The sequence below is a fragment of the Vibrio sp. VB16 genome (genome assembly GCF_015594925.2).
Taxonomy (GTDB): Bacteria; Pseudomonadota; Gammaproteobacteria; order Enterobacterales; family Vibrionaceae; genus Vibrio.
This window is the reverse complement of the sequence record NZ_CP087590.1, coordinates 2612693-2639233: the sequence shown is the minus strand read 5'-3', so window position 1 is coordinate 2639233 and position 26541 is coordinate 2612693. Positions and strand designations below refer to the sequence as shown.

Here is a 26541-nt window from a genome sequence, read left to right as displayed (position 1 = left end):
CTATGATTTCATTAGAACAAGCACAACAACTCGTTGCTCTACTTGAAGTTGGTAAGCAAGAAGATGCTAACGATATCGTATTGTCGATATTAAAAAGTAGAGATAACCCCATTGTCAATGAGGTTGGCTCTCTGGCCCGTGACCTTCACGATGCACTTGATCAGTTTAAGTTTGATCCAAGAATGAGTGTCATAGCAACTGAAGAGATACCGGACGCACGTGACAGGCTAGAATATGTCATTACGAAGACCGAACTCGCAGCCAATAAAACAATGGATGCCGTTGAACGTTCTCTACCGATTGCAGATAAACTTCATGAAAGCTTGCTTGAAGTCAGGCCAACATGGAATGAACTGATGAAAGGCCGGATTGAACTATCGGAATTTAAATCACTTTGCTTACACATTGATGATTTACTCAGTCAAATCGAGGGCGATAGCACAGAGCTTCGCAGTCAATTAACTGAAATTTTGATGGCACAAGATTTTCAAGATCTTACGGGACAAATAATAAAGCGCGTAATAACGCTGGTTCGTGAGGTTGAAGAAGGATTAGTCGATATTTTAACCGTATTTGGGGTAGAAGAAATCGATGAAGAGCCTGGCGTTACTAAGAAAGCATCTACCAATGCAGAAGGACCAATACTAAATCCTCATGAAAGGGAAGATGCGGTTTCATCTCAGGACGATGTCGACGACCTATTGTCGAGTCTTGGATTCTAAGGGTAAACTATGAGCTATGAATTAGACGAAGAAATTCTACAGGATTTTTTAGTAGAAGCGGGTGAGATACTTGAACTGCTTTCAGAGCAGTTGATTGAACTTGAGAATAACCCCAACGATAAAGAACTGTTAAATGCCATTTTCCGCGGCTTCCATACCGTAAAAGGTGGGGCTGGTTTCCTCTCATTAACAGAACTTGTCGATGCGTGTCACGGTGCAGAAAACGTTTTTGATATTTTAAGAAATGGTCAACGTTCTGTCACCGCAGAGTTGATGGATACGATTTTACAGTCGCTTGACGCCGTAAACGTCATGTTTGTTTCTGTGCAAAACGGCGAAGCCTTGATACCTGCAGATCCTGCAATAATTGCTCAGCTTCATCGTTTGAGTAAGCCTGCTAGCGCGGACGAAGTCACAATAGAGGTTGTTGAAGAGGTTGTTGAAGAGGTTGTTGTTGAAGTTGCATCAGAACCCGTTATCGAAAGTAACTTCGTTGAAAATAGCTCCAACGGCTCCCTAGATGATATTTCTCAAGATGAATTTGAGAAACTCCTTGATGAGTTACATGGTAAAGGTACAGCCCCCAGTGCGAGCACGAGTAAACCAGTCGCGGTAGAAGCACCAATAACGCCTACCTCTATTCCTGAGACTGGTGATATAACAGATGATGAATTCGAAAAACTCCTTGATGAATTACACGGTAAGGGAAGTGCTCCAACAAGCAGCATCGCAGCAACACCGACACCAGCATCGCCAGCAATAAGCAGCTCTTCCATTGAAGAAGATGTCATGTCTGACGTCGAGTTTGAAAAGCTCCTCGACCAGTTACACGGTGCAGGTAAAGGCCCTTCTCCTGAAGAGTTAGACGCTGCCACGAAATCTGCAAATGTGCAGGCACCCGTAGCGCAAGCGAAACCTACTCCTACTACTAAACCTGCTGTTACACTAAAAGCCGTCGCACCCAAAACTCCGGCTAAACCAAGTGAGACGGCAAAACCCGTTGCTGCGGAAAAATCAGCCCCGAAAGTAAATAAACCAGCAGCTCAAAAGCCGCAAGCGGAAGCAACGGTTCGTGTTGATACCTCGACGCTAGATATCATAATGAATATGGTGGGTGAACTGGTATTGGTTCGAAATCGATTGGTGAGCCTCGGGCTAAGCCGCAATGATGAAGAGATGTCTAAAGCGGTCGCGAACTTAGATATTGTTACTGCTGATCTTCAAGGCGCGGTAATGAAAACGCGCATGCAACCTATTAAAAAGGTATTTGGCCGATTCCCTCGTGTTGTACGTGATTTGGCTCGAACACTAAACAAAGATATTGTGCTTGAAATGCGTGGCGAAGACACGGATCTGGATAAGAATCTAGTAGAAGCGTTGGCCGATCCACTTATTCACTTGGTTCGAAATTCCGTAGACCACGGAATTGAAATGCCAGATGATCGTGAAAAGTCGGGTAAGTCCAGAACCGGTAAAGTTATTCTATCTGCCTCTCAAGAAGGTGATCATATTGAGCTTGCTATCGTTGATGATGGCGGTGGTATGGACCCTAATAAGCTTCGAGACATTGCGGTTAATCGTGGATTGATGGATACCGAAGCGGCTTCTCGTTTAACCGATAAAGAGTGCTTCAATCTCATTTTTGCCCCAGGATTTTCTTCAAAAGAAAAAATTTCAGATATCTCAGGTCGTGGTGTTGGCATGGATGTGGTTAAAACCGCTATCAATACTTTGAATGGTTCTGTGGATGTTGACTCTGAATTAGGGAAAGGGACCAAGATAACCATCAAGGTACCACTAACACTCGCTATTTTGCCAACGCTTATGGTTGGTGTTTGTGATCAGCCATTTGCGTTACCACTCGCCAGCGTTAATGAGATATTTAACTTAGATTTAAGTAAGACTAACGTTGTCGATGGTCAGTTAACGATTATCGTTCGAGAGAAGTCGATTCCACTGTTCTACTTGCAAAACTGGCTGGTTCCAAAAGCGGGCTCTGTCGATCAACGTGAAGGTCACGGACATGTTGTTATCGTTCAATTGGGCAGCCAACGAGTTGGTTTCGTTGTGGATAATTTGATTGGTCAAGAAGAAGTGGTCATCAAACCATTAGATAAGCTATTGCAAGGCACACCTGGCATGGCCGGTGCGACGATTACCAGTGATGGACATATCGCACTGATACTGGATGTACCTAACCTATTGAAGCAGTACGCGATGCGTTCGCGTATGTAAGAAGGATGATATGGCTGTAAAAGTATTAGTTGTTGACGATTCAAGTTTTTTTCGCCGGAGAGTGAGTGAGATCATTAATGCTGACCCACGTCTAGAGGTAGTTGATGTCGCAACGAACGGTAAGGAAGCGATAGAAAAAGTCGCTCAAGTTAAACCCGATGTGATTACGATGGATATCGAAATGCCTATTATGGATGGCATTACAGCGGTACGTGAAATCATGAAGGTAAATCCGACGCCTATCTTAATGTTCTCTTCATTAACACATGACGGTGCGCGTGCGACGCTTGATGCCCTTGATGCAGGTGCATTGGATTTCTTACCGAAAAAATTTGAAGATATTGCGCGTAATCGAGATGAAGCAACTCAGCTGTTACAGCAAAGAGTGGTTGAGATTGCCCGTAAGAAAATGCAGGTTCGCCGCAGAGCAACAACCCCTACCACAACACCCACTAGTTCTGGGTTACGTAGGCCAGCGGTGGCTGGAACAACGAGCGCTACATTAGCTACGGGGGCAAATCGCGCGCCAGTAGCGGACAGAAAGCTTGCGGGGAAATTTCGCGCGAGTGGTAAGAAGTATCAATTGACGGCTATTGGTACGTCAACAGGTGGTCCGGTTGCATTGCAAAAAATATTGACTAAATTACCAAAAAATTATCCGCATCCCATTGTCCTCGTTCAACATATGCCCGCCACTTTTACGGCCGCCTTTGCGAGTCGTTTAAATACCCTTTGCCACATTGAAGTCAAAGAAGCAGCGGATGGTGACGTATTGCGTCCAGGTGTTGCTTATTTGGCTCCCGGTGGTATGCAGATGATGATTGAAGGTCGACCAGGTATGGCCAAATTACGCATCGTAGACGGTGGTGATAGGATGAATTATAAACCTTGCGTTGATGTTACATTTGGTTCCGCCGCTAAGGTTTATAGCGATAAAGTGCTATCAATGATATTAACAGGTATGGGCGCAGACGGTCGAGAAGGTGCACGAATGTTGAAAACAGCGGGTGCAACGATATGGGCTCAAGATGAAGATAGCTGTGTGGTTTACGGCATGCCGCAAGCAGTTGCTAAAGCGGCTATCTCAACCGAAGACTTACCATTAGATCGTATCGCTGAGCGTATGCTTGTCGAAGTCGGCCTAGCATAGGGGGCCGTATGATTGTCTGGAGTGTCGCAAACCAAAAAGGTGGCGTAGGTAAAACGACAACGACCATCACTCTTGCTGGCTTACTCGCGAAGAAAGATAAGCGAGTACTGCTAGTGGATACCGATCCACATGGCTCCTTAACAACCTATCTTGGATACGATTCAGATACTGTAGCGAAAAGTTTATTCGATCTATTTCAGTTGTCGGAAATAAATAAAGAATCAGTTAGGCCACTAATATTGGCTTCTGATGTAGACAATATTGATATCATTCCCGCTCACATGTCACTCGCGACCCTTGATCGAGTGATGGGTAATCGAAGTGGTATGGGATTGATCCTTAAGCGCGCTTTACTCGCCTTACATGGTGATTATGATTACGTGCTTATTGATTGCCCGCCTATACTGGGTGTGATGATGGTCAATGCGTTAGCCGCAAGTGATCGTATCCTTATCCCTGTGCAAACCGAATTTCTCGCGATGAAAGGGTTGGAACGCATGGTTCGCACGTTAACCATTATGCAAAAGTCACGTAACAGAGCGTTTAAAACAACGATTGTGCCGACTATGTATGACAAGCGAACTAGAGCATCACTAACGACGTTGAATCAGCTTAAAAAAGACTATCCTGATCACGTGTGGAGTTCCGCAGTACCTATTGATACGAAGTTTAGAGACGCAAGTTTAAAACGTTTGCCAGCTTCTCATTTCGCGGAAGGCAGCCGGGGTGTATTTGCATACAAGCAACTGTTGATCTACCTAGAGAGGTTAGCGTTAGATGATCAGTAAACAAGCACATAAACTGACGGGTGCTGAGGCACTAGATGAATATTTCACGGCACTTCTTGATGAAGAGTGGGATTTTGCAGATACCCCAAGTATTGAATCAACACCTTTAGTGGCGGTTGACTCCGCCCTCATTTCCGAATTAAATGAGCAGAGTCAAGAACCGTCACTCGCGCTTCAACCGCAAACAGATCATGAGTCATCCTATACGACATTGGGATACAATGAGTTTGAGGTTCCAGATTTAGAAGACGTTCAAAAGCTTCTTGATAAAATGGAGAGGACGGATCTTGTCGCCGAACCAGAGATTGTCAGCTTAATTGAACAGAATACGGTCAGCATCAATCAAGTAGAAGATGACGTACTTGTTGCTCCCATGCAAGAGGTTGAAGAGGTTCAGGAATGGGCAGTAGAGACCCAGGTGAATCCTGTTTTTGAAGCCGTTGTTGAAGAACCTGAAGTTTATGTAGAGCAGGAAATAGACCAAGCTGTTGACGTTGAATCGGAAATTGAAACTGCGTATTCTCCATCCGTGTTTGATGACTGGAAAAGTACGGAAAGAAGTGTTGATTTTCAAGTACTCTATTTTGATGTGAATGGCGTACTTTTTGCGGTTCCTTTAGATGAATTAGGCGGTATTCACAAAACGACGGAGATGAGCCACCTGATAGGTCGACCGAATTGGTATCTGGGTCTTCAAACCAATAAAGACAATCAATATGATGTTGTCGATACAGCAAAATGGGTAATGGCTGACAAGTTAAAAGATGAGTCCCATAAAGAGGCTTATCAATATATTGTAATGCTAGGTGACAGTAGTTGGGGCTTAGCAGCAAGCGAACTGAAGGGCACCGAATCGCTTAATGTACGGAGTGTACGTTGGCGAGAGCAAGCAGGCAAAAGGCCTTGGCTTGCAGGTATGGTCAAAGAAAAAATGTGTGCTTTGATTCACGTCGAGGCAATGATAACAATGATAACTGCTGGACTAGACGTAAAGTCTTTAAATAGTTGATAAAAGGTTTGTCGATAGCGACACAAAGAGGATAAGACATGTCTCAAGTGAATGAAGTAGATTTAAAAAAAGATCAAGCAAGTGACGAAGTGCTTCAATGGGTAACTTTCCAGCTCGAAGAAGAAACTTATGGCATTAATGTAATGCAGGTTAGAGAAGTACTTCGCTATTCTGAAATTGCTCCAGTACCGGGCGCACCCGACTATGTCTTGGGTATCATTAATCTGCGTGGCAACGTCGTTACGGTTATCGATACGCGTTCACGATTTGGTTTGATGCAGGGTGAGATCTCTGATAATACTCGTATCATCGTGATTGAATCAGAACGTCAAGTTATCGGTATCCTGGTAGACAGCGTTGCTGAGGTAGTTTACTTACGCTCATCTGAGATCGATACCACACCGAGTGTTGGTACTGATGAAAGCGCCAAGTTTATCCAAGGCGTAAGTAATCGTGAAGGTAAATTATTAATTTTGGTCGACCTTAACAAGCTTCTTTCAGATGATGAATGGAACGAGATGGCACATCTGTAATGATTGAACAGTTCGATTCAATGACGCTGTATGCACTGATAGGTGGGAGTCTGTTTTTGGCTCTTATTCTTGGTGTTATTTTGCTGCGTAATGGCAAGCAAATGCGAGGAAGCCTCGAGCACCATAGACAGGCCGCCAGAAATCTAGAAAAAGAGATCACAAAAGCGAATAATCAATTGCTTGAGGTTCGCTCTGTTGTGATTGGTCTGGGTCAAAAGGTATCGGAACAACAAGAGCTAATTCTACATTTGTCGGAAAGAATTACAGAATTAGAGCATGTTGACTCTGATAGCCGTTTGTATTCTAGAGCAAGTAAAATGGTAGAACTCGGCGCTGGTGTAGATGAATTGATCGAAGAGTGCGAATTGCCCAAAGCAGAAGCGGAGTTGATGATGGCATTACAAAACAAGATTTCTGGAAAGGAAAAAGTTCCCCCTATGAGGCCGAGTAATAAGAAATAGTAAAGCCATAAATAGATGGAACGGAGTTTGTGTTTTGTAAAGTAAAAAAGAGAAGCGTTTCTGCTTCTCTTTTTTTTGTGTCTTACTGATTAATAGATCGAAAAAATAGTGGGTTGTATAAAGAATTTTGTCATTATGTGACGGTACTGAGTCGTCAAATTGAAAAAAGTCAGTTTCTTGTTATTTATGCCCTACGTAGGGTGATAAAGCCTATGCTAATATGGCAGTTAAATTTATAAATAGTAGTAATCATGTTAGAAGTCTCAAATCTTACCGCTATTCGTGACGAAAGAGTTCTTTTTGAAGGGCTGTCGTTCAAGATCGGCAAAGGCGAAATTGTTCAAATTGAAGGCCGTAATGGCACAGGGAAAACGACATTACTGAGAATTATTGCAGGTCTCGGTGACTGTGAAGGTGGTGAAATTCGTTGGAACGACAGCATCACAGTAAGTAATCGAGATCTTTTCCACCAAGATTTACTTTTTTTAGGCCATCAGACGGGTGTAAAAAGAGAGCTCACCGGGTTTGAAAATCTCTCTTTTTATCAATCGATTCATCAATCAGAAATTGATAGAGACAAAATTTGGTCTGTACTTGCTCAAGTTGGCCTTGCAGGGAGAGAAGATGTGCCTGTCGCACAACTGTCCGCAGGTCAACAACGCAGAGTAGCACTAGCAAGGTTATGGCTAAGTACGCAGGTTTTGTGGATTCTAGATGAACCACTTACAGCCATTGATAAACAAGGTGTGAAAGTATTGGAAAATTTGTTTCTCAAGCACGCCGAAGAAGGGGGAATAGTGGTGCTTACGACTCACCAAGATATGTTTATTGATTCACCGAAACTTCGCAAAATTAAGTTGGGTGATTAATATGATCCAACCTATGTTAATGATTGTCCGCCGAGAGCTACTGATTGCCTTCCGTCGTCAAGCCGATATTTTTAACCCACTGTGGTTTTTTATTATCGTCATTACGCTGTTTCCTCTAAGTATTGGCCCTGAGCCAAATTTATTGGCGAGAATAGCCGCAGGTATTATCTGGGTAGCCGCATTGCTCTCTGCTTTACTCTCCTTAGAGAGATTGTTCCGAGACGACTTTCAAGACGGCTCTTTAGAACAAATGATGCTTATGCCCATTCCTTTACAACTCGTGGTCATCTCAAAAGTGGTTGCTCACTGGTTGTTAACGGGGTTGCCATTGATATTGATAAGTCCTCTTTTAGCTGTGTTGTTATCATTAGACTTTTACACGTGGCAAACCGTTGTTCTGACATTGTTAGTCGGGACTCCGACATTAAGCTTCATTGGCGCTATCGGTGTGGCATTAACCGTTGGGTTACAAAAAGGGGGGGTATTACTGAGTCTTCTTGTCCTACCGCTCTATATACCTATATTGATATTTGCGACGTCAGCGATCGATGCAGCAAGTTTAGGCATGCCATATAACGGTCAACTGGCTATAATGGCAGCGATGCTTGCTGGCTCAATGACTTTAACTCCATTTGCAATAAGTGCTGCACTTAGAGTTAGTGTGAATTAGCACGACAAACTACCTCTTTATGGGTATTGTTTTGCAGGTGGCAGAGAATACGATCGTCCCTTGCGCTGTCTTTAGTTTAGCCCAGTATAAAAACATATTATAAAAACACGAATCAAGAGCGAGATATCACCATGTGGAAATGGCTTCATCCCTATTCTAAGCCCGAAGTGACCTATAATTTATGTAATAAATTGTTACCATACTTCGCGCTATTAACAATACTGTTTTTAGGCGCGGGTACGGTGTGGGGGTTAGCTTTTGCGCCTTCTGATTACCAACAAGGGGATAGTTTTAGAATTATCTATATCCATGTTCCTTCCGCTATCTGGTCTATGGGTGCCTATATGTCGATGGCAATCGCTGCGTTTGTTGGTATCGTATGGCAGCATAGATTATCGAATATGGCTGCGGCGGCAATGGCACCAATAGGTGCTGTATTTACATTCATTGCATTGTTCACTGGTGCCGTTTGGGGCAAACCTATGTGGGGCGCTTGGTGGGTATGGGATGCAAGGCTAACATCTGAACTGGTATTACTATTTTTGTACTTAGGTGTGATAGCACTTTATCATGCCTTTGATGACCAAAAAACAGCGGCTAAAGCCGCGGGTATTTTGGCTATTGTCGGTGTTATTAATCTTCCTATTATTCATTTCTCTGTAGAGTGGTGGAATACACTACACCAAGGAGCCAGCATTACTAAATTTGCTAAACCGTCTATTTCGGGCGACATGTTATGGGCACTGCTCTTGAACATATTTGGTTTCTTGTTCTTTTTTGTTACGTTGACTTTAGTACGATTTAAAAATGAGATTTTGTCTAAGGAGAGTCATCGTCCTTGGGTGCAAACGCTCATTTCCGGGAGATAATAGATATGTATTTTGAAAGCTTTAGTGACCTAATCGCTATGGGTGGCTACGGGGCCTATGTATGGGGTGCATTTGGGGTTACGTTTCTGTCACTTTTCATCCTTACAGTGAGCAGTTTAATGACGGGCAAAAAAATCATTCGTGAAGTTAAAAGTAAACAGGAACGCCAAGCCCGAATAGAAGCGGCGAAGCATTTGGAGAATACATTATGACCCCAAGACGCAAAAAAAGAATGGGTCTGTTGCTGGCACTGTTTTTAGGTCTTAGTGCTACGATTGGACTTGTGTTGTACGCACTAAATCAAAACATGGATCTTTTCTATACACCAACAGAACTGGTGTATGGCAAGCCAGATGGTTCAAAACCAGAAGTGGGTCAAAGACTGCGTATAGGTGGCATGGTTGTAAAAGGGTCGGTTAGCCGAGATCCTGAGTCTCTAAAAGTGTCGTTTAAGCTCGCCGATGTTGGTCCTCAGGTGACCATCGAATTTGAAGGAATACTGCCAGACCTTTTCCGTGAAGGACAAGGTATCGTCGCACAAGGTGTCTTAACAACAGCGACATCTATTGAAGCTTTTGAAGTGCTAGCAAAGCATGATGAAGACTATATGCCACCAGAAATAGCTGAAGCGATGGAAAAAGTGCATGAGCCAATGGGTTACACGGAAGAGCAGTTAAAAGGGGGCGACAAGTAAATGGTTGCTGAAATTGGTCATTTTGCGCTTATTGTCTCTCTAGGGTTTGCGGTACTTTTAAGTATTTTGCCTCTGGTTGGTGCTGCAAAGCAGTCTCATATGTTAATGGCAACCGCTCGACCACTCTCGTGGGGCATGTTTTCATTCTTATTACTTTCATTTTGTATTCTACTTTGGGCATTTTATACCAACGATTTTACTATCAGCTATGTCGCGAGTAACTCTAACTCCGCGCTTCCTTGGTATTATCGTCTTACTGCGGTTTGGGGAGCTCACGAAGGTTCGCTACTGCTATGGGTGCTAATTCAAGCGGGTTGGACAGTTGCTGTCGCCTCGTTTAGTCGAGGTATGCCTCCAGAGTCGATCAGTCGTGTGCTTGCGGTGATGGGGATTATTACGATTGGATTCCTTCTGTTTATTATCGTGACTTCGAATCCTTTTTTAAGAACGTTGCCTTTCTTTCCTATCGATGGCCGTGACCTTAACCCGTTATTGCAAGATCCCGGTCTGATTATTCACCCACCTATGTTGTATATGGGATATGTTGGCTTCTCTGTTGCTTTCTCGTTTGCGATAGCATCGTTAATGACGGGTCGTTTAGATACGGCTTGGGCAAGATGGTCTCGTCCTTGGACAACGGCGGCATGGGTATTTTTGACTTTAGGTATCGCACTAGGTTCATGGTGGGCCTATTACGAACTCGGTTGGGGTGGTTGGTGGTTCTGGGACCCGGTAGAAAACGCATCGTTTATGCCTTGGCTAGCGGGTACAGCATTAATGCACTCACTGGCTGTCACAGAGAAGCGTGGTACGTTTAAAGCATGGACCGTTCTATTGGCGATCTCTGCATTCTCGCTCAGTCTGCTCGGAACCTTCCTAGTTCGTTCTGGTATCTTGGTTTCGGTGCATGCATTCGCTTCAGATCCTGCTCGCGGTATGTTTATTCTTGGATTCCTGATCGTTGTTATCGGTGGTTCATTGTTGCTCTTTGCGCTGAAAGGCTCCGCCATCCGTGTTCGCAGCAACGTTGCGCTGTTTTCGCGTGAGAATGGTTTACTTGCCAATAATATTTTACTAATCGCGGCTCTGGTTGTCGTATTAGTGGGTACATTGCTACCACTTGTTCATAAGCAGATTGGTTTAGGTTCGGTTTCCATAGGCGCACCTTTCTTCAATATGTTATTTACTTGGTTGATGATTCCCTTTTCTTTCCTAATTGGCGTTGGTCCACTGATTCGCTGGAAACGAGATGATATCTCCTCGTTGATAAAACCGATGTTGTTCGGCGGCGTTATTTCATTCGTATTTGCTGGCCTGTTTGTGTCAATTCTTGGTGACAAGTTTACTGGAATGGCCTACCTAGGCTGGGTCATGGCGCTTTGGATTATCACGATGCACTGTTATGAAATTCATCAACGTGCAACCCATAGACACCGTTTTTTGGTTGGTATCCGTAAGCTTCAAAGAACCCATTGGTCTATGGTTCTTGGGCATGTAGGTCTTGCCGTTACGGTTATTGGTATCGCGATGACACAGAACTATAGTGTTGAGCGTGATGTGCGTTTAGCACCAGGTGAAAACTTTGAGATTGAAGGCTATAACTTTTACTTCAAAGGCCTAAGAGACAAAAATGGCCCCAACTATGATGGCTATGTAGCAGATTTCGAAATTACAGAAGATGGTAAATACGTCAATACGCTGCATGCGGAAAAACGATTCTACACTACGTCTGGATCGATGATGACGGAAGCGGCGCTGGATGTTGGTGTGACACGCGATCTTTATATCGCAATGGGCGAGCAACTCGGTGACGATGGTTCGTGGGCGGTTAGGTTGTATTACAAACCGTTTATACGTTGGATCTGGGCGGGGAGTATCTTTATGGCGCTAGGTGGACTTCTTGCGATGAGTGATAAACGCTATCGTTTCAGAAGCAAGTCTAAAGAAGTGAAGGCCTAAAATATGAATAAGAAAATTCTGTTTATACCATTCGCTATGTTTCTTGTACTTGTGGCTGTTTTTGTGGTGCAACTGTCTCGTAATGCAGAAGGCGAAGACCCGACAAAGCTAGAATCAGTACTAGTTGGCAAACCCGTACCTGAGTTCCGTTTGGAAGACTTGGCCGAGCCCGGTAAGTTGCACGATCAAGCGATCTTTAGAGGTGAACCTTTACTGCTGAATGTTTGGGCCACATGGTGTCCTACCTGTTATGCCGAACATCAAACGTTAAATGAGCTCGCAGCCAAGGGTGTAAAAATCATTGGTTTAAACTATAAAGATGACCGTGCTAAAGCGACGGGTTGGCTAAATGACTTAGGTAATCCTTATCTTATCAGCCTGTTTGACGGTGACGGAATGCTAGGGCTGGATCTAGGCGTTTACGGCGCACCAGAAACCTACTTAATCGACGCAAAAGGCATTATTCGTTATCGCCATGTAGGCAATGTCACTTTAGGGAACTGGGCAGAAGTACTAGAGCCTATGTACTTGCAGATGATTGAGGAAGCTAAATAATGAAAAAATTATTTGTGATTTTATTTAGCGCTTTATTAATGTCATTCACCGCATATGCGGCGATTGATGTTTTCGAGTTTGATAATGAACAGCAAGAAGAGCAGTTTAAAGAATTAAGCCACACGTTACGCTGCCCTAAATGTCAGAATAATACCATTAGTGATTCAAACGCTGAGCTTGCAAAAGACCTTAGAGTAAAAGTGTATGAGATGACAAAAGCTGGCAAATCTAAGGACGAAATTGTCGACTACATGATTGCGCGTTATGGCAATTTTGTAACCTACAAACCGCCGTTCACCATAGCGACATCTGTTCTTTGGCTTGGGCCTTTATTTGTTGTTCTACTTGGATTCAGTATCATTGTATTTAATAGCAAGAAAAAAGCGCAGAAAGTGAATCAATCAAAAGAATGGGATGCAGAAAAAGAAGCCCGCTTAAAAGCAATATTAGAAGAAAATGGAGATAAACAATAATGGCAATTTTTTGGTTATCTACCGTCGTTTTGACCTTGGCGGGTATTGTTTTTATTGCACTACCGCTTTTTAGAAAACAACGATTTGATGATGAAGCGCGTCGAGATGAACTTAACAAAGCTTTTTACAAAGATCGATTAGAAGAACTTGAAGTTGAAGCAGAAGCGGGCGTGGTCACCGATCAAGAGGATTTGATTGTCGATTTGAAGCAACTGCTGCTAGAAGACATCCCGGCTGAAGAGAACAAGGCAAAGTCATTCTCTATCTCTCCAATGGCCGTGTTTATTCCATCAGCCTTGGTTTTGGTCGTTATTTCTTATGCGGTCTACTCAATTTTTGGCAGTTTAGATAAAGTGTCGCATTGGCAAAGCATTAACGACCAATTGCCCGCTTTGACACAAAAACTTATGTCACCTGAGCAAGAGTCGCTAACTGAAGACGAGCTGAAAGATCTCAAACTTGCCTTGCGTACAAGATTACATTATCAACCAGATGATGCTCAAGGTTGGCTGCTGTTGGGCCGGATAGCGATGGCAGATAGAGACGCGGATACGGCGACAGGTGCGATGAAAAAAGCGCACAAGCTCGACGCAGATGACCCGGATGTGAGATTAGGTTACGCGCAATCACTAATGATGTCAGAAGATGAAAGGCAGCAACAACTTGCTCGCTCGATTCTAATCGGTTTACTACAGGATGATTATGTTGATCTACGTGTTTATTCATTGTTAGCGTTTAACGCTTATCAAAGAGGAGAATACGAAGAATCGATTCGATTCTGGCGTACCATGCAGAAACTCATTGGCCCTGATGACAACCGCTATTCAATGCTTGATCGAAGTATTGAAAATGCGGAAAAAATGTTAGGTAAAGCCGTCACTACAAGCAGTGTTCCGATTACTATTACGGTGGGTCAGGATATTCAGTTACCTGAGCAGGGATTGCTGATTGTATCGATTCATGATGGAAATGGGTCACCAGTGCCCGTTGCCGCAGCACGTTACCCGATTGGTGCTTTTCCACGAACCGTCGTACTTGATGATGCGAATGTAATGATGCAAGGGCAAAGTATCACTCAACTAGAAAGTTTACTTGTCAAAGCACGAATTGATACTGATGGTAATGTCAGTACCAAAGAAGGTGACTGGTATGGTGAGAGCCAAGTTGTGAAAATGGGTGATCAGGTTGCAATAATGATTGATAAACAGTATTAATATGTCCTTCGTTAAATAGTTAGGGGTTGACGCTGGTCAACCTCTTTTTTTTAAACTTAAGGATAAGTATTTCATTATGTTAGTAACACGCTTTAAAGGTGTGTTGGTTATTTTAATCACCTTATTGGCTGTTGGTTGTTCTTCTACTCCCGAACAAACCGCACAAGACGCAGAAATTAATCAGCAGGTGTTAGGCAGCGAATCTCATCCTAATGACCCCTTAGAAGGCTTTAACCGGGCGATGTGGTCATTTAACTATGATTTCGTTGACCCGTATTTATTTCGGCCAGTCGCGCTCGCATACGTCGGTTACACGCCAGCGCCTTTGCGCAAAGGTATCGCTAACTTTTTGTCTAACCTCGACGAGCCTTCAAGCATGATCAATGACCTTATTATGGGGAATGGCGAAGAGGCGGTGAATCATTTTAACCGATTTTGGATCAACTCCACATTCGGTATCCTAGGGTTATTCGATATTGCAGGCGCGGCAGGTATTGTTGAAGACGATAGAGCATTTAGTGATGCCCTCGGCCACTATGGCGTTGGTAACGGTCCCTATTTCATGGTTCCAGCGTACGGTCCAGTGACGACCCGTGAGGTAACCGATTTAGTTGATGGTATGTACTCACCGCTTTCCTATTTGAACATCTGGGGATCTTTGGGCAAATGGGCACTTGAAGGGTTAGAGAGCCGAGCGGCGTTGGTTTCGCAAGAGCCGATGTTGGAAGCATCACCAGACCCATATGCATTTACGCGAGATATCTATCTACAGCGTCGTGACTATAAAGCGCAAGTTGAACCAGAAGAGGTCAATGAGCAAGAAGAAGACTACCTTGATGACTATCTGGATGAAGAGTTCTAACTAAAAATGCCCCGTTAAAGCGGGGCATTTTTTTGTCAGCAATAATTACTGTAATTAGAAGCGGTAGTTAGCCTGAACACCGAGCAACCAAACGTTGCCTGATGTTTCGCCTTCGAATTTCCCTCCAATTGCTTCAGCTTCTCTATCGCCGGTGTAAGAGCCCCGAGGTTCACTAATGGTGGCATCTTTTGCAATAATATAGGTAAACCCAGCATCAAAAGTTAACTGCGGTGACCACGTGTAACCAGCCCCTATGCTAAGCCATGTCCGATCGGTTTCCGGGATAGTCGCAGAACGGTTTTTATCACTTACCGCAGACGTATCATAAGCAATACCTGTTCTGACTAACCATTCAGCATCTATTTGATATTCTGCGCCGACTGCGAAACGGTAGTTGTCTTCCCAATTTTCATCTTTTACGTTTGATGTACCTGAGGCACCTAGATCCGCCTCTAGCTTTTCAAAGCTGCTCCAGTCAGTCCAGTTGACGCTTGCGGTTATTGTCGTCTGTTCTGAAAGCTGATACATACTGGCTAACTCAGCCGTCGCAGGAAGTGTTAATGCTAACGAACCAGGAGCGGATGTGCCTGGAACCAACCCAAAACCAACGCCTTTAACTGTGCCTTCAAGGTTGAGTTCGACTTCAGATTTGTAGGCAAATCCAACGCGATGATGGTCATTAATTTGCCATGCTGCACCAAGCTGCCAAGCCCATTCAGTGGTATCACCTTCCATATATTTCAATGTTTGTTTTGGATAGGCTAAGCCGTGCGCAGGAGATGTTGCACCAAAATGGCCTTCTGCCATCACGTATCGTACACCACCACCCATACTCAACGCTTCGGTTAACTGATAAGCGATATTTAGGTTCGCTTCCTGAGTCATTACTTCGGCACTGTCACCATAGTGGCTGGCCGCATAATCATTACCTAGATCGGTACTCATGCCGTAGTTTGTACCAAGAGCAAAACCCAAGCCGACTTTTTCATTTAATTTATGCGAAAGATAAAAGTTGGGAATAATGGCGTCATCCGCATAGTCTTTGGTATTGACGTCATATTTGCTTCCATAAGAGGAAACATTGCCCGTTACATCAATGTTAGGGTTGGCGTAAATAGCGCCACCAGAAACCTGTGTACCTTCAAGATAAGTCAGTAAGGCAGGGTTGCGCCACTGAGATCCTGCATTGTCGGCTATTGCTGCCTCGCCGGCATACGCTCGACCAAGTCCTGTTGCGGAATACTCCGCTAACTGAAAGCCGGCCGCTAGCGTGCTGCTGCTGTATGTTGCTATGCTACTCAGAATAGCGATGGAGAGAAGGTTTTTATTTGTTTTCATTAATTTATTCGCTGAATTAGTTAAACCGGATATGTCTACAGTGAGGTATTTTACGAATAGAGTATTTACTTTAATAATAAAAATTGCAAAATTGTTACAATTTGAATTAATACTCTATTATTCGAAAAATTAGAGAGTATTATCTTGGTATTGTGGTCTGACCATTGCGTTTTTCAGCGTACAAGTGTGGTGTGAAAGGGGCTTAAATCGATATGGGAGTGCACTGGATTACGTGAGTGATTAATAACAGAAATAGAAAAAGGGCCGGAGAATCCGACCCTTTTTGAAAGGTTATTTTTAAGTGTTTACACGACGTTTAGAAAGTACGGCTGTATTGTAAACCAACTAAGATAGCATCCGCGTGTGTGGTGCCTGTCATCGATGAAATATATTCAGGTTGTCCCGGTTGGCCGAAGTTAGGGTTAGCGGTTTTCTCTGTTACATCAACATCCGAACCAATCAAGTATGTGAAACCAAAGTCAATATTGGATTTAGGAGACATGTGATAAGTAAAGCCCGTAGATAACCAATTTCGGTCTGAATCTGGGACCGAGAACGATGTCGTCTTATCCTGAGCGGATTCGTCAAACATATAACCAGCACGAAGTGTCCAATCTTGGTTTAAGTAATACGTACCACCTAATGAGATGTGATATGTGTTTTTCCAATTGTATTCTTTTATGGCTACATTATTAAGCTTAAGGTCCTCGAAGGCCTTCCAACCGATCCATTGAGCACTATAGTGTACTGCAAATTTTGAATTTTCTAGACGGTGGTAGCCAGAAAACTCAGCCATATCAGGTAGCGGTAATTTAATTTTTTGATCACCGTCTTCAGCTGTAATTTCAGGGCTGTAACGATAAGCTAAACCAAATCTATTATTTTCATCTAGTTCATAAACAGTACCGATGTTGAACCCTACGCCCCAACCATCGGCGCTGTCAACATCCAATCGACTTGAACCATTTTGACTATCTAAGTAAGAGGTTTGACCGCCATCAATATTTGCTGGGTATACTGGCCCGTCGTAAAAACTATCACTAAGTGATCTTTTTAACGTACCTTGACCATAAATAAAATCTAGCCCGGCACCCACACTCCATTGTTTATCAATACGGTATGAACCAGCAAGTCCAAAGTTCACACTCAGGATCTCAGTTTGTCCTCCGTACTCTGAACCGACAAATGAGTCGCCGAAGTCGGTTTTTGTACCAAAGTTTGAATAGGCATTAACACCCCAGGCAAACTTGTCATTTACAGGTACGATGATGTGTAGGTTTGGCACTATAGATGTTGCTCCAGCATCATCATAGTTTGATGAGAGCTGTGAACCATTAATATTATTATAAGTTGCATCTTTCACTTCGATCATAGAAGTAATAGAAACAAAACCCAACGACATAGCGGTTTCATCAAAAAGCGCCATGGTTGCAGGGTTACGAGCCATTGAAGAAGCGTTATCTGCTATAACAGCATCACCGGCAAATGCTCGGCCTAGGCCAGTAGCAGATTGTGCATTTAATTGAAAACCGGCAGCTACTGCTTGTTGAGAAGCAAGCGCTATAGTTGCTGCGATTATCGTTTTTTTAAACAGACGCGTTTTATTCATTAGTAATTCCTTTTGTAAAAAATCGCCTCTTAAAATGGGCGTTATGCCAGAGTGGAGACTCTGTTTTGGTTTTTAATGAGAGCAATTGCTCAGTTTGTTGGCTGATAATAGAGGTTATTATATAGAGTAGAAATCCGACCATTGGCTAATTTGACGGGAAAATACTAAAAGTGGCGGGTAACTAACGTGAAATGGTAACAAAACGCCATATTTTAGAGTTTGTACTCTAAACGCTTGTTTGAAAGTTAATGTTATGTTAATGCATTGTTAATTGTCGAGTATAAAAGCCCTCATTGCTGAGGACTTTTATTAGACTAAAGTGTAGGTTTGATGATAGAGGTTAGATTTGCAGCGATTTTCTGGATGTCTTCACCTTCCTCGCCAACAAGGATGACACTTGAACCCTCAATTGGAACGACGATACCAGACATGCCATCTTTATTAAAATCAATAGCTTGTTCTGTACCAATGTTGGTAACAAACAGTGTTATTCGCCCTTGCTCGCCTTGAAAAACCATATGTAATGCGTTTGAGTTTCCAAAACCACAGTGATTTAAGTAATAAACGTGATAGGGGAATGTTTCGCTAAATTGATAAGCAAACGGTCGCAATTTTGCGTTTATCTGCGTCGAATTTACCTTTTCATCTAGGTTATTTACAAATGGTGATTCATGAATAACATGCTCTACGGCCGTGTCTGCCAAACTGGCGTGGGCTGAGCCGATGAGCAGCGGAGTCCAATTTACTTGGCCGATAATCAGCCCAGCAGCGAAAGCGGCAGAAGCGGCCATCGCTAACATCTGTTTAGTGAAACTCTTCTTTTCAGAACGTGTACTGTGATTAAACAAGATGCGGTCAGCAAGATCATCTGGCACATCCACTTTCATGGCCTGTTCTATTTTGTTGTCGAAGCTCAGTATATCATCAGCAAACAATTGATTTGCCTCTGAGTTTTGTATGGCTTCATTTATTTCTTTATTACGGAGCTTGGGCTCTGAAAGTAGCATTCGACGAAATTCTAAATCATCCATTATTCAGCCCCCCTTATATTTGTGACTTTATTGTCTGATTCGTCAATCATGTCTTTAAGTTGGTTTCTGGCTCTAAAGAGCCGAGTCATAACGGTGTTCTTATTGAGATCAAGTATATTACCTATCTCTTCACCGCTAAACCCACCAACAACCTGCAGAAAAAGAGGTTCTCGATACTCTGCGTCGAGTTTCATTATCTGCGCCTGCATCCATTCTTGCTGATGATGATGATCATCACTGACCTTTGCTTCATGGCCGTAATCATCTATATCAACCAGCTCCAATCTTTTACGCTCGAAGCGTCTTGCATTTTCTCGCCGAAGAATGGTGATCAGCCAAGATTTTGCTGCTTTTTCATCGAGTAGACTATCCAAGGATTTCCAAGCCCTTAGGCATGTTTCCTGAACGAGATCTTCTGCTACCGTCCTATCTTTGCATAGCCAATAAGCGTAGCGAAATAGGTCTTTATGATAAGCGCGCACAAGTGCTTCGTATTTTCTTTGTTTATCCATATCCAAGTTGACCGTGGAAGTCGGCTTTTTCTTTCCAAAAATATTAGATATCGACACATGAGCCTCCGGTTTGCTCTTTGTCGTTTGTAAATTTCTATATGACAAATCGCTAAAAAATGAGATATAGACTGGTTTATGCTTACGTCGCTTTAACGATCTTTGTTGTTTTTTTATTTTGCAGCACTGGGCTGTTGTCTTAATTAACAATAAATTGATCTACTTCAAAACCTCACCTTCATAACGGGTTATAGTGGCATCTGTTATCTAGCTAACCCTTGTGGTTAGTGTGTTGAGCAAGATAACACTTCCTTTTGAAGGCTGACTTTACTTTCTCCTAATCAGGAAACTGATTATTTCAATTGGCGCAAGTTAATTGTTTTTTATATGAACATTCCAACCACACCATATCGTGTGGTTTTTTTTTACCTGCTATTTTAGATTAAAGCTTAACCGTATTCGTTTAACTATTTATCTAAAACTATTCTCTTATTACCTATCATTCTATCCGCCTTTGAAACGCTTTAGTAGTAACAAATAACTGGTTGGTTCTCTTGTTTGTCTCCAATGCAGCTGATTTCCTTGTTCACCGCTTAAGGGCTATTTGTTAATGCGCTTCACGTTTATTTAAACGGTTGTTTGAATTATTTAACATTTTCGTTACAATGCACTCAGGTCAGACCTCATGGTGAAGGAGAAAAAATGAGCCGACAAGATGTCAAAACGCGTTCAGGCGAAAGAATCGCGATAGTCGCGGGACTTCGAACCCCTTTCGCTCGACAAAGTACAGAATTTGCAAAAGTGCCCGCCGTCGATTTGGGCAAGATAGTTGTAAGTGAAATGCTTGCGCGTACCGAAATCGATCCAAAGCTGATAGAGCAAGTCGTTTACGGACAAGTAGTACAAATGCCAACCGCCCCTAATATTGCTCGAGAAATTGTTTTGGGCACTGGGATGAATGTTGCTACGGATGCTTACAGTGTAACAAGAGCGTGTGCCACCAGTTTTCAAGCCTCTGTGAATGTAGCGGAAAGCATCATGGCTGGCAGCATTGATATTGGTATCGCGGGTGGTGCTGATTCTTCATCCGTATTGCCTATTGGTGTGTCCAAAAAGCTGGCGGCGAGTTTACTTGCACTCAGTAAAGCAAGAACATTTAGCCAAAAAGTGAATATTGCACGTCAACTTTCTCTTAAAGATCTTGCTCCTGTTCCCCCAGCCGTTGCTGAATATTCGACGGGAATATCGATGGGTCAAACCGCGGAGCAGATGGCGAAAACTTATGGAATATCTCGTGCAGACCAAGATGCATTGGCCCATCGTTCTCACTCATTAGCATCTCAGGCATGGAAAGAAGGCAAAATTCGTGACGAGGTGATGACGGTATTTCCTGAACCATATAAAAAATGGATCGATCAGGATAATAATATCCGTCACGACTCAACCCTAGAAGGTTACGCCAAATTACGTCCTGCATTTGACCGCAAGTTTGGTACCGTAACTGCGGCAAACAGTACCCCGTTAACCGATGGTGGCGCAGCAGTAATGCTGATGCGAGAAGGGCGCGCAAAAGAGCTTGGCTTGGAGATCATGGGCTACATTCGCTCCTATGCCTTTTCTGCGATTCAGGTTGAATACGATATGCTCATGGGGCCTTCTTACGCCACACCGATGGCCTTAGACAAAGCGGGACTTACTTTGGGTGATATTGATGTTATTGAAATGCATGAAGCGTTTGCAGCTCAGACATTAGCGAACGTAAAAATGTTCTCGAGTGATAAATTTGCACAGGATAAGCTGGGTCGTTCAAAGGCGATCGGTGAAATAGACATGGACAAGTTCAATGTCCTCGGCAGTTCGATTGCCTATGGACATCCTTTTGCCGCAACGGGCGCAAGAATGATGGTGCAAACATTGCGAGAGCTAAAAAGAAGAGGCGGTGGATTCGGTCTTAATACAGCATGTGCCGCTGGCGGTCTTGGCGCTGCGATGATTTTGGAGGTTGAATAATGAGCGAGAATAAATCCTTTCAGTTGACGATCGATGATGACAAGATCGCGTGGCTTGCCATCGATGTTGCTAACGAAACCATGAACGTGCTCAAATCGGATCTCATAGAGGATATTGAGTTTCTATTGACCGATTTTGAAGCCAACGTCGAAGGTATCCAAGGCGTAGTGATTTGTTCAGGTAAGCCAGACAGCTTTATCGCTGGTGCTGACGTTAAGATGTTAGATGCATGCCAGTCAGAAAGTGAAGCACAAGCGCTTGCGCAGAAAGGGCAAGCGGTATTCAATCGACTGTCAGCCCTTAAATTCCCGGTGGTTTCAGCCATTCATGGTGTCTGTCTAGGAGGTGGTTTAGAGCTATCTTTAGCTTGTGATTATCGTGTGTGTTCCGATGACGACAAAACGCGTCTCGGTCTACCAGAAGTACAACTAGGGCTACTACCAGGCTCAGGTGGCACACAACGTTTACCTCGATTGATTGGTTTGCTCCCATCTTTAGACATTATCTTAACGGGTAAGCAGGTGAGGGCGAAAAAAGCACTGAAGCTTGGGATGGTTGATGCATGTGTACCTAACACTATTTTATTCGATGTCGCGAAAACCTATGCGCAAAAAAATAAGCGCAAAATAAAAACCGCAGGTAAAGAAAAATTACTCTCTAGGAATAGCCTAGGAAGGATGATCATTTTTGACCAAGCGAGTAAGAAAGCGAAGCAAAAGACACGTGGAAACTACCCAGCAGCCGACGCCATTCTAAATGTGATTAAGGTTGGATTAGAGAAGGGATTGAAAAAGGGCTTAGAATTTGAAGCTCAGGAATTTGCTAAGCTTGTTATGACGAGCGAATCTAAGGCGCTTCGTTCTATTTTCTTCGCTACGACAGAAATGAAGAAAGACAATGGCTCAGATGCCACTCCTCGTAATGTTGCTAAGGTTGGGGTGTTAGGTGGGGGACTGATGGGAGCGGGTATAAGCCATGTTAGCGTTGCGAAGGCTAAGGTTCCTGTTCGCATTAAAGATGTGTCCAATGATGGCGTGCTTCACGCGTTGAATTACAACTTCAAACTATTTTCAAAGCAACGTAAACGCCGCATCTTATCTAATGCACAACTGCAAGCTAAGATGTTACAGCTATCAGGCGGAACGGATTTTTTGACCTTTAATCAGGCTGATGTGGTAATAGAAGCTGTTTTTGAAGATCTTAACCTAAAGCAACAGATGGTCAGTGATATAGAAGAGAACGCGAAATCTGATACTATTTTTGCAACGAATACCTCTTCTCTACCGATACATAAAATAGCAGAGAAAGCGACACGACCAGAAAATGTGGTTGGACTTCACTATTTTAGCCCAGCAGAAAAAATGCCTTTGGTTGAGGTTATTCCTCATGAAACAACATCAGATGAAACCATTGCGACCGTGGTTGACTTTGCTCGCAAACAAGGCAAAACACCGATTGTAGTAAAAGACAGAGCCGGGTTTTATGTGAATAGGATTTTGGCCCCGTATATGAATGAAGCTGCGCATGTATTAATGAGTGGTGAGCCGATAGAATCTTTAGATAATGCCTTGCTCGATTTTGGCTTCCCGGTAGGCCCAATTACGTTATTAGATGAGGTTGGTGTAGATGTCGGTGCGAAGATAATGCCTATTTTGGTTGGTGAATTAGGGGCACGATTCCAAGGGCCGGATGTGTTTGATACCCTTTTGAATGACAATCGAAAAGGTCGTAAAAGCGGTAAAGGTTTTTATACCTACAAAGGCAAAAAGAAAGAAGTCGATAAGTCGGTATATAAGCTGCTTAAAGTGACGCCTGAAGCCAAAATGGCAGAAGCCGACATCGCGCTACGCTGCGTATTGCCTATGTTAAATGAAGCCGTACGTTGTTTGGATGACGGAATAATTCGTAGCGCCAGAGATGGCGATATCGGTGCTATTTTCGGTATCGGTTTCTCTCCATTCTTGGGTGGACCATTTCGCTATATGGACCAATTTGGGATTAAAGAATTGGTTGAGAAGATGAATGAGTTTGCTCAGAAATATGGTGACCGGTTTGCACCTTGTGATGGACTGGTTAACCGTGCGGGTAGCGGTGAAGGTTTTTACTAACTAGCGAGTTTTTCTAATAAAAGCGGTACAAAATCGGATGAATGTAGATTTTGCACCGTTTTTTTAGTTTTTGATAAGCGTGTATTTACCCCAAATCCAAATCTTTCGTTCTTAGCTGAAACTCATCAATACTGTCAATTTCATGACCAATGCTCAGAGAGTTGGCTTCTTGGTGCTTATTGCCTTTCGAGTGTAATATTAGTCGCGTTGAGGTTCTGGGTTTTAATATGTTAATTACAAACCGAATCATGTCGACTCTGGACACGTCTTTAAGTTCTTCAAGAACTTTGTCTCTTTGGTCAAAGGTTAAGTCTTTATTGCCTATGGCAACCCAAAATCGTTGTGCTCGGCTTCTGAGATTGTTATCTGGTGTTGAGATTTGATTCCAAAGTCCTTTCTTACTGCTCTGCCATTGGCCTTCATTTAATTCAAGTAGAACCATGTAAAAAGCATTTAAGAAGTCATCGATAGCAGAAAGTAGATCTTTCGGCGAGAATTTCGGTGACTGAACATATAAAACTAAGCCGGGGTGGCGGTTAAGGGGCATATTACCGGTACCAACCATGTAACCCATCTGCTGTTTGGTTCTAATGTCATTAAAAAATGCAGCAGACATTAAATGGTTAGCCAGGGTATATATGGCAATGTTTTTTGGCGAAATATCCTGAGACTGATAGTAGACAACGATAGCGGAGTCTTCTTGATCGCAAGAAACACTTCGGTGGAATGTACCAGAGCTTTCACCAAGCATAATAAGAGGTCGAAGGGACTCTTCATATTGTTGATTCTGCATGTGCATGGCCGATTTTACGGTCTCGGCTACCGTAATCGCTTGATCTCGTTTCCAATCCCCATAAACAAACATTTCGATATGCAGTTCAGCAAGCAATGCCTCTACAAAATTGGACAGTTCATCAACTTCAATGCTTTCCAATGCCTCAATTAATGCCAAATAAGGTGGATTGTTGGGTTGTAATATTCCTGTCATCGCGTTGAATAGCTGAGAGATAGGGCGGTCTTTGGCCGCATTACGCCAGTTGCGTAACATCTGTTTTTTGATCAATTTGAAACGGTCAGGTTTGAAATCACGTTTGGCAAATTGCGCCAGAATCATCTTGAGCAATTCAGGCTGTTTTTGACTGAACCCTGAAATGGAAAGTGTGACACCACCCTGATGCGCGTAAATGTTGTAGCCCATGCCCGCTATCTCAGCAGGGTAGGTTCGTTTCGCTAACGAATCTAAAAACATCTCTACACATAAACGCATTTTGACGATTTTTCTTGAGGTAGAGACGGCGTGTGGACTATCGATAGCGATGTAAATAACGCCTTTAGGCACTCTAAATTCGGTTTCTTGCAAGTGCCACAATCTAAAACCAGGTTGTGCATCAATGAGTGCTGGCTCTTTTGTCTTGTTTTCAAGTTTTTGGGGATCTAATTCATAGCAAACAAACGGATTGATTTCTGGCAGACTTAATTCTGAATTTAAGGCTGGTTGAGTCCAATTATTGAGTTGTTGTTGTGATAATTTGGCTACCGAGTAAGGGGTAAAATACCATTTTGCCTCTCGGTCGAAGTCGTCTCCTTTGGCTATCAAGGTAACGCGTAAGTTATCGGGTGTTAGACAATCGAGCAAGGTCGTGAGTAGCGATTCGTCATAATGCGACATCTTGTAATCACCATAGATGACATCCTCCTCAGGGTAATGCTGGAGATTCATGACTAAATGGCTGACCATATCGAGTGGACGCGTTTTTTCTTGGTATCGAAATGCGGATTCGAGTACCGCTTGTTTTTCATCAAAGCGCCATTTCGCAATGCCATCTTGTTTAATAAGCTCGATAAATTCAAATATGGTTTGGATTATTTCATCGTGGTGTCTTAACCCGCGACCTGTCAGATTAACGCTGACAGTAAATTCTCTGAAATTACTTCCACTAACCCCCCCTCCTGCGGCTAAAGAGGTGACCCATTTCTTCTCTTTTAGAAAGAGCATTAGACTGCCTTCACCTTCAAACCCTAGGAGGTGTGCAAAGTAAGAAAGAGGTTTGGTGCTGTAGTGCCCTGACATACTTGGAAAGTTGAAGGACAGGATGAGCTTTTTGGAATCTTTGATCGGCTTAACTTTGACAAAGATCCCCTTGTCTTGTTCTCGAACTATCTCTTGTGGTAAAGATTTTGTGGCGAGGTTCTTATTTTTGATTGGGGAGAATTTTTGTCTAATCCACGCTTCGATTTCGTTGAGTTCTGAAGGCGCGACAATGGTCAACGTCATTAGATCCGCGGAATACTGTTGTTCATAAAATGCGACAATTTCGTCACGAATGGATTGACCGTCTCTATCACCGAGAGTTTCAGTATTACCAACAGAAAATTTGGCGAACGGATGCGCTGGATTGATGACTTCTTTGTGAACCTGGTATAGACGACGCATGTCATCTTTGAGTTTCATCTGATATTCAGAATCAACGGCTTGCAGTTCTTTGCCCAAAGCCTCGGGATTGAATAAAGGGGCGATAAAAAATTGGCTAAAACGATTTAACGCCTTTTCCATTAACGCGGGGGAGATATCAAAGAAGAAACAAGTGTGTTCCGTTCCAGTCCAGGCGTTATTGCTCCCACCATGTTGGCTTATAAAACTTTGAAAACCACCAATCTTAGGAAATGGTTCAGTGCCGAGAAACAGCATGTGCTCTAGGTAATGAGCAAGACCTTCACGTTCGCTAGGATCATCATAATGGCCCACATTGACCGCGAGGGCTGCTGCCGCTTTTGTTGCAGAAAGATCTTCAATGAGAAGTGCGCGTAACCCATTATCTAATGTCACATAGCGGTATTTATTGCTGTCATTTGGGCTTAAATGCACAAGCGGT

General features: G+C 43.2%; 24 protein-coding genes. 19 read left to right on the top strand and 5 right to left on the bottom strand.

Going from position 1 to position 26541, the window contains the following annotated elements; translation table 11 throughout:
- The first annotated feature begins 2 nt into the window (after positions 1-2).
- The 17 genes from IUZ65_RS11915 (at position 3) to IUZ65_RS11835 (ending at position 15063) form a co-directional block, all read left to right on the top strand.
- Positions 3-722, top strand: coding sequence for a protein phosphatase CheZ (locus tag IUZ65_RS11915; RefSeq protein WP_195703940.1), 720 nt, complete (start codon positions 3-5; stop codon positions 720-722).
- Between the two features lie 9 nt (positions 723-731).
- Positions 732-2957: a chemotaxis protein CheA gene (locus IUZ65_RS11910; RefSeq protein WP_195703939.1), complete on the top strand. Its 2226-nt coding sequence runs from the start codon at positions 732-734 to the stop codon at positions 2955-2957.
- A gap of 10 nt (positions 2958-2967) precedes the next feature.
- Positions 2968-4107, top strand: a complete 1140-nt coding sequence (locus IUZ65_RS11905) for a protein-glutamate methylesterase/protein-glutamine glutaminase (RefSeq protein ID WP_195703938.1) — start codon at positions 2968-2970, stop codon at positions 4105-4107.
- An 8-nt stretch (positions 4108-4115) separates the two neighbouring features.
- Entirely contained in the window at positions 4116-4895 is a 780-nt protein-coding gene (locus IUZ65_RS11900) for a ParA family protein (RefSeq protein ID WP_195703937.1), read from the top strand.
- Positions 4885-5904 (top strand): chemotaxis protein CheW, encoded by a 1020-nt coding sequence (locus IUZ65_RS11895; protein WP_195703936.1) that lies wholly within the window; start codon positions 4885-4887, stop codon positions 5902-5904. The genes IUZ65_RS11900 and IUZ65_RS11895 overlap by 11 nt, the downstream gene beginning before the upstream one ends.
- 38 nt (positions 5905-5942) lie before the next feature.
- Positions 5943-6437 (top strand): chemotaxis protein CheW, encoded by a 495-nt coding sequence (locus IUZ65_RS11890; RefSeq protein ID WP_195703935.1) that lies wholly within the window; start codon positions 5943-5945, stop codon positions 6435-6437.
- Positions 6437-6898 carry a DUF2802 domain-containing protein gene (locus IUZ65_RS11885; RefSeq protein ID WP_269213762.1) on the top strand — a complete coding sequence of 154 codons (462 nt, stop codon included), beginning with the start codon at positions 6437-6439 and terminating at the stop codon, positions 6896-6898. Before IUZ65_RS11890 ends, IUZ65_RS11885 begins: the two co-directional genes overlap by 1 nt.
- A gap of 251 nt (positions 6899-7149) precedes the next feature.
- On the top strand, positions 7150-7767 hold the full coding sequence (gene ccmA / locus IUZ65_RS11880) for a cytochrome c biogenesis heme-transporting ATPase CcmA (RefSeq protein ID WP_195703933.1): 618 nt from the start codon (positions 7150-7152) through the stop codon (positions 7765-7767).
- 1 nt (position 7768) lies between these two features.
- Positions 7769-8437: a heme exporter protein CcmB gene (gene ccmB, locus IUZ65_RS11875; RefSeq protein WP_195703932.1), complete on the top strand. Its 669-nt coding sequence runs from the start codon at positions 7769-7771 to the stop codon at positions 8435-8437.
- Positions 8438-8568: 131 nt separating this feature from the next.
- Positions 8569-9306 (top strand): heme ABC transporter permease, encoded by a 738-nt coding sequence (locus IUZ65_RS11870; protein WP_195703931.1) that lies wholly within the window; start codon positions 8569-8571, stop codon positions 9304-9306.
- Positions 9307-9311: 5 nt separating this feature from the next.
- The gene (gene ccmD / locus IUZ65_RS11865; RefSeq protein ID WP_195703930.1) at positions 9312-9518 is read left to right on the top strand and encodes a heme exporter protein CcmD; all 207 of its coding nucleotides are present in this window, start codon (positions 9312-9314) and stop codon (positions 9516-9518) included.
- Positions 9515-10000: a cytochrome c maturation protein CcmE gene (gene ccmE / locus IUZ65_RS11860; RefSeq protein ID WP_195703929.1), complete on the top strand. Its 486-nt coding sequence runs from the start codon at positions 9515-9517 to the stop codon at positions 9998-10000. The genes ccmD and ccmE overlap by 4 nt, the downstream gene beginning before the upstream one ends.
- Positions 10001-11959 carry a heme lyase CcmF/NrfE family subunit gene (locus IUZ65_RS11855; protein WP_195703928.1) on the top strand — a complete coding sequence of 653 codons (1959 nt, stop codon included), beginning with the start codon at positions 10001-10003 and terminating at the stop codon, positions 11957-11959.
- 3 nt (positions 11960-11962) lie between these two features.
- On the top strand, positions 11963-12514 hold the full coding sequence (locus IUZ65_RS11850) for a DsbE family thiol:disulfide interchange protein (RefSeq protein WP_195703927.1): 552 nt from the start codon (positions 11963-11965) through the stop codon (positions 12512-12514).
- Positions 12514-12987, top strand: a complete 474-nt coding sequence (locus IUZ65_RS11845; protein WP_195703926.1) for a cytochrome c-type biogenesis protein — start codon at positions 12514-12516, stop codon at positions 12985-12987. Before IUZ65_RS11850 ends, IUZ65_RS11845 begins: the two co-directional genes overlap by 1 nt.
- Positions 12987-14201 carry a c-type cytochrome biogenesis protein CcmI gene (gene ccmI / locus IUZ65_RS11840; protein ID WP_195703925.1) on the top strand — a complete coding sequence of 405 codons (1215 nt, stop codon included), beginning with the start codon at positions 12987-12989 and terminating at the stop codon, positions 14199-14201. The genes IUZ65_RS11845 and ccmI overlap by 1 nt, the downstream gene beginning before the upstream one ends.
- A 76-nt stretch (positions 14202-14277) precedes the next feature.
- A complete protein-coding gene (locus tag IUZ65_RS11835; RefSeq protein ID WP_195703924.1) occupies positions 14278-15063 on the top strand; it encodes an MlaA family lipoprotein in 786 nt (261 codons plus the stop codon).
- 54 nt (positions 15064-15117) lie between these two features.
- Here the strand turns inward: IUZ65_RS11835 and IUZ65_RS11830 are convergent, their stop codons facing one another.
- The 4 genes from IUZ65_RS11830 to IUZ65_RS11815 form a co-directional block, all read right to left on the bottom strand.
- On the bottom strand, positions 15118-16401 hold the full coding sequence (locus tag IUZ65_RS11830) for an outer membrane protein transport protein (protein WP_195703923.1): 1284 nt from the start codon (positions 16399-16401) through the stop codon (positions 15118-15120).
- Positions 16402-16717: 316 nt separating this feature from the next.
- Positions 16718-18010 (bottom strand): outer membrane protein transport protein, encoded by a 1293-nt coding sequence (locus IUZ65_RS11825; protein WP_195703922.1) that lies wholly within the window; start codon positions 18008-18010, stop codon positions 16718-16720.
- A gap of 314 nt (positions 18011-18324) precedes the next feature.
- Positions 18325-19041: a DUF3379 family protein gene (locus IUZ65_RS11820; RefSeq protein ID WP_195703921.1), complete on the bottom strand. Its 717-nt coding sequence runs from the start codon at positions 19039-19041 to the stop codon at positions 18325-18327.
- Positions 19041-19610: a sigma-70 family RNA polymerase sigma factor gene (locus IUZ65_RS11815; RefSeq protein ID WP_231363586.1), complete on the bottom strand. Its 570-nt coding sequence runs from the start codon at positions 19608-19610 to the stop codon at positions 19041-19043. The genes IUZ65_RS11820 and IUZ65_RS11815 overlap by 1 nt, the downstream gene beginning before the upstream one ends.
- A 642-nt stretch (positions 19611-20252) precedes the next feature.
- Here IUZ65_RS11815 and fadI point away from each other — a divergent pair.
- Together fadI and fadJ are read left to right on the top strand one after the other, a co-directional pair.
- Positions 20253-21560 carry an acetyl-CoA C-acyltransferase FadI gene (gene fadI, locus IUZ65_RS11810; RefSeq protein WP_195703920.1) on the top strand — a complete coding sequence of 436 codons (1308 nt, stop codon included), beginning with the start codon at positions 20253-20255 and terminating at the stop codon, positions 21558-21560.
- Positions 21560-23668, top strand: coding sequence for a fatty acid oxidation complex subunit alpha FadJ (fadJ, locus tag IUZ65_RS11805; RefSeq protein ID WP_195703919.1), 2109 nt, complete (start codon positions 21560-21562; stop codon positions 23666-23668). The genes fadI and fadJ overlap by 1 nt, the downstream gene beginning before the upstream one ends.
- An 85-nt stretch (positions 23669-23753) precedes the next feature.
- Here fadJ and IUZ65_RS11800 read toward each other — a convergent pair whose 3' ends face one another.
- Complete coding sequence (locus tag IUZ65_RS11800; protein WP_195703918.1) at positions 23754-26534, bottom strand: insulinase family protein; 2781 nt, start codon at positions 26532-26534, stop codon at positions 23754-23756.
- Positions 26535-26541 lie beyond the last annotated feature (7 nt).

Coding starts and splice junctions, on each gene's coding strand:
- IUZ65_RS11900 (WP_195703937.1), top strand. CDS start 4,116: ATGATTGTCTGGAGTGTCGCAAACCAAAAAGGTGGCGTAGGTAAAACG.
- ccmA (WP_195703933.1), top strand. CDS start 7,150: ATGTTAGAAGTCTCAAATCTTACCGCTATTCGTGACGAAAGAGTTCTT.
- IUZ65_RS11855 (WP_195703928.1), top strand. CDS start 10,001: ATGGTTGCTGAAATTGGTCATTTTGCGCTTATTGTCTCTCTAGGGTTT.
- IUZ65_RS11910 (WP_195703939.1), top strand. CDS start 732: ATGAGCTATGAATTAGACGAAGAAATTCTACAGGATTTTTTAGTAGAA.
- IUZ65_RS11845 (WP_195703926.1), top strand. CDS start 12,514: ATGAAAAAATTATTTGTGATTTTATTTAGCGCTTTATTAATGTCATTC.
- ccmB (WP_195703932.1), top strand. CDS start 7,769: ATGATCCAACCTATGTTAATGATTGTCCGCCGAGAGCTACTGATTGCC.
- IUZ65_RS11870 (WP_195703931.1), top strand. CDS start 8,569: ATGTGGAAATGGCTTCATCCCTATTCTAAGCCCGAAGTGACCTATAAT.
- IUZ65_RS11830 (WP_195703923.1), bottom strand. CDS start 16,401: ATGAAAACAAATAAAAACCTTCTCTCCATCGCTATTCTGAGTAGCATA.
- IUZ65_RS11825 (WP_195703922.1), bottom strand. CDS start 18,010: ATGAATAAAACGCGTCTGTTTAAAAAAACGATAATCGCAGCAACTATA.
- IUZ65_RS11890 (WP_195703935.1), top strand. CDS start 5,943: ATGTCTCAAGTGAATGAAGTAGATTTAAAAAAAGATCAAGCAAGTGAC.
- IUZ65_RS11820 (WP_195703921.1), bottom strand. CDS start 19,041: ATGGATGATTTAGAATTTCGTCGAATGCTACTTTCAGAGCCCAAGCTC.
- ccmE (WP_195703929.1), top strand. CDS start 9,515: ATGACCCCAAGACGCAAAAAAAGAATGGGTCTGTTGCTGGCACTGTTT.
- fadI (WP_195703920.1), top strand. CDS start 20,253: ATGAGCCGACAAGATGTCAAAACGCGTTCAGGCGAAAGAATCGCGATA.
- fadJ (WP_195703919.1), top strand. CDS start 21,560: ATGAGCGAGAATAAATCCTTTCAGTTGACGATCGATGATGACAAGATC.
- IUZ65_RS11905 (WP_195703938.1), top strand. CDS start 2,968: ATGGCTGTAAAAGTATTAGTTGTTGACGATTCAAGTTTTTTTCGCCGG.
- ccmI (WP_195703925.1), top strand. CDS start 12,987: ATGGCAATTTTTTGGTTATCTACCGTCGTTTTGACCTTGGCGGGTATT.
- IUZ65_RS11885 (WP_269213762.1), top strand. CDS start 6,437: ATGATTGAACAGTTCGATTCAATGACGCTGTATGCACTGATAGGTGGG.
- IUZ65_RS11850 (WP_195703927.1), top strand. CDS start 11,963: ATGAATAAGAAAATTCTGTTTATACCATTCGCTATGTTTCTTGTACTT.
- ccmD (WP_195703930.1), top strand. CDS start 9,312: ATGTATTTTGAAAGCTTTAGTGACCTAATCGCTATGGGTGGCTACGGG.
- IUZ65_RS11895 (WP_195703936.1), top strand. CDS start 4,885: ATGATCAGTAAACAAGCACATAAACTGACGGGTGCTGAGGCACTAGAT.
- IUZ65_RS11915 (WP_195703940.1), top strand. CDS start 3: ATGATTTCATTAGAACAAGCACAACAACTCGTTGCTCTACTTGAAGTT.
- IUZ65_RS11835 (WP_195703924.1), top strand. CDS start 14,278: ATGTTAGTAACACGCTTTAAAGGTGTGTTGGTTATTTTAATCACCTTA.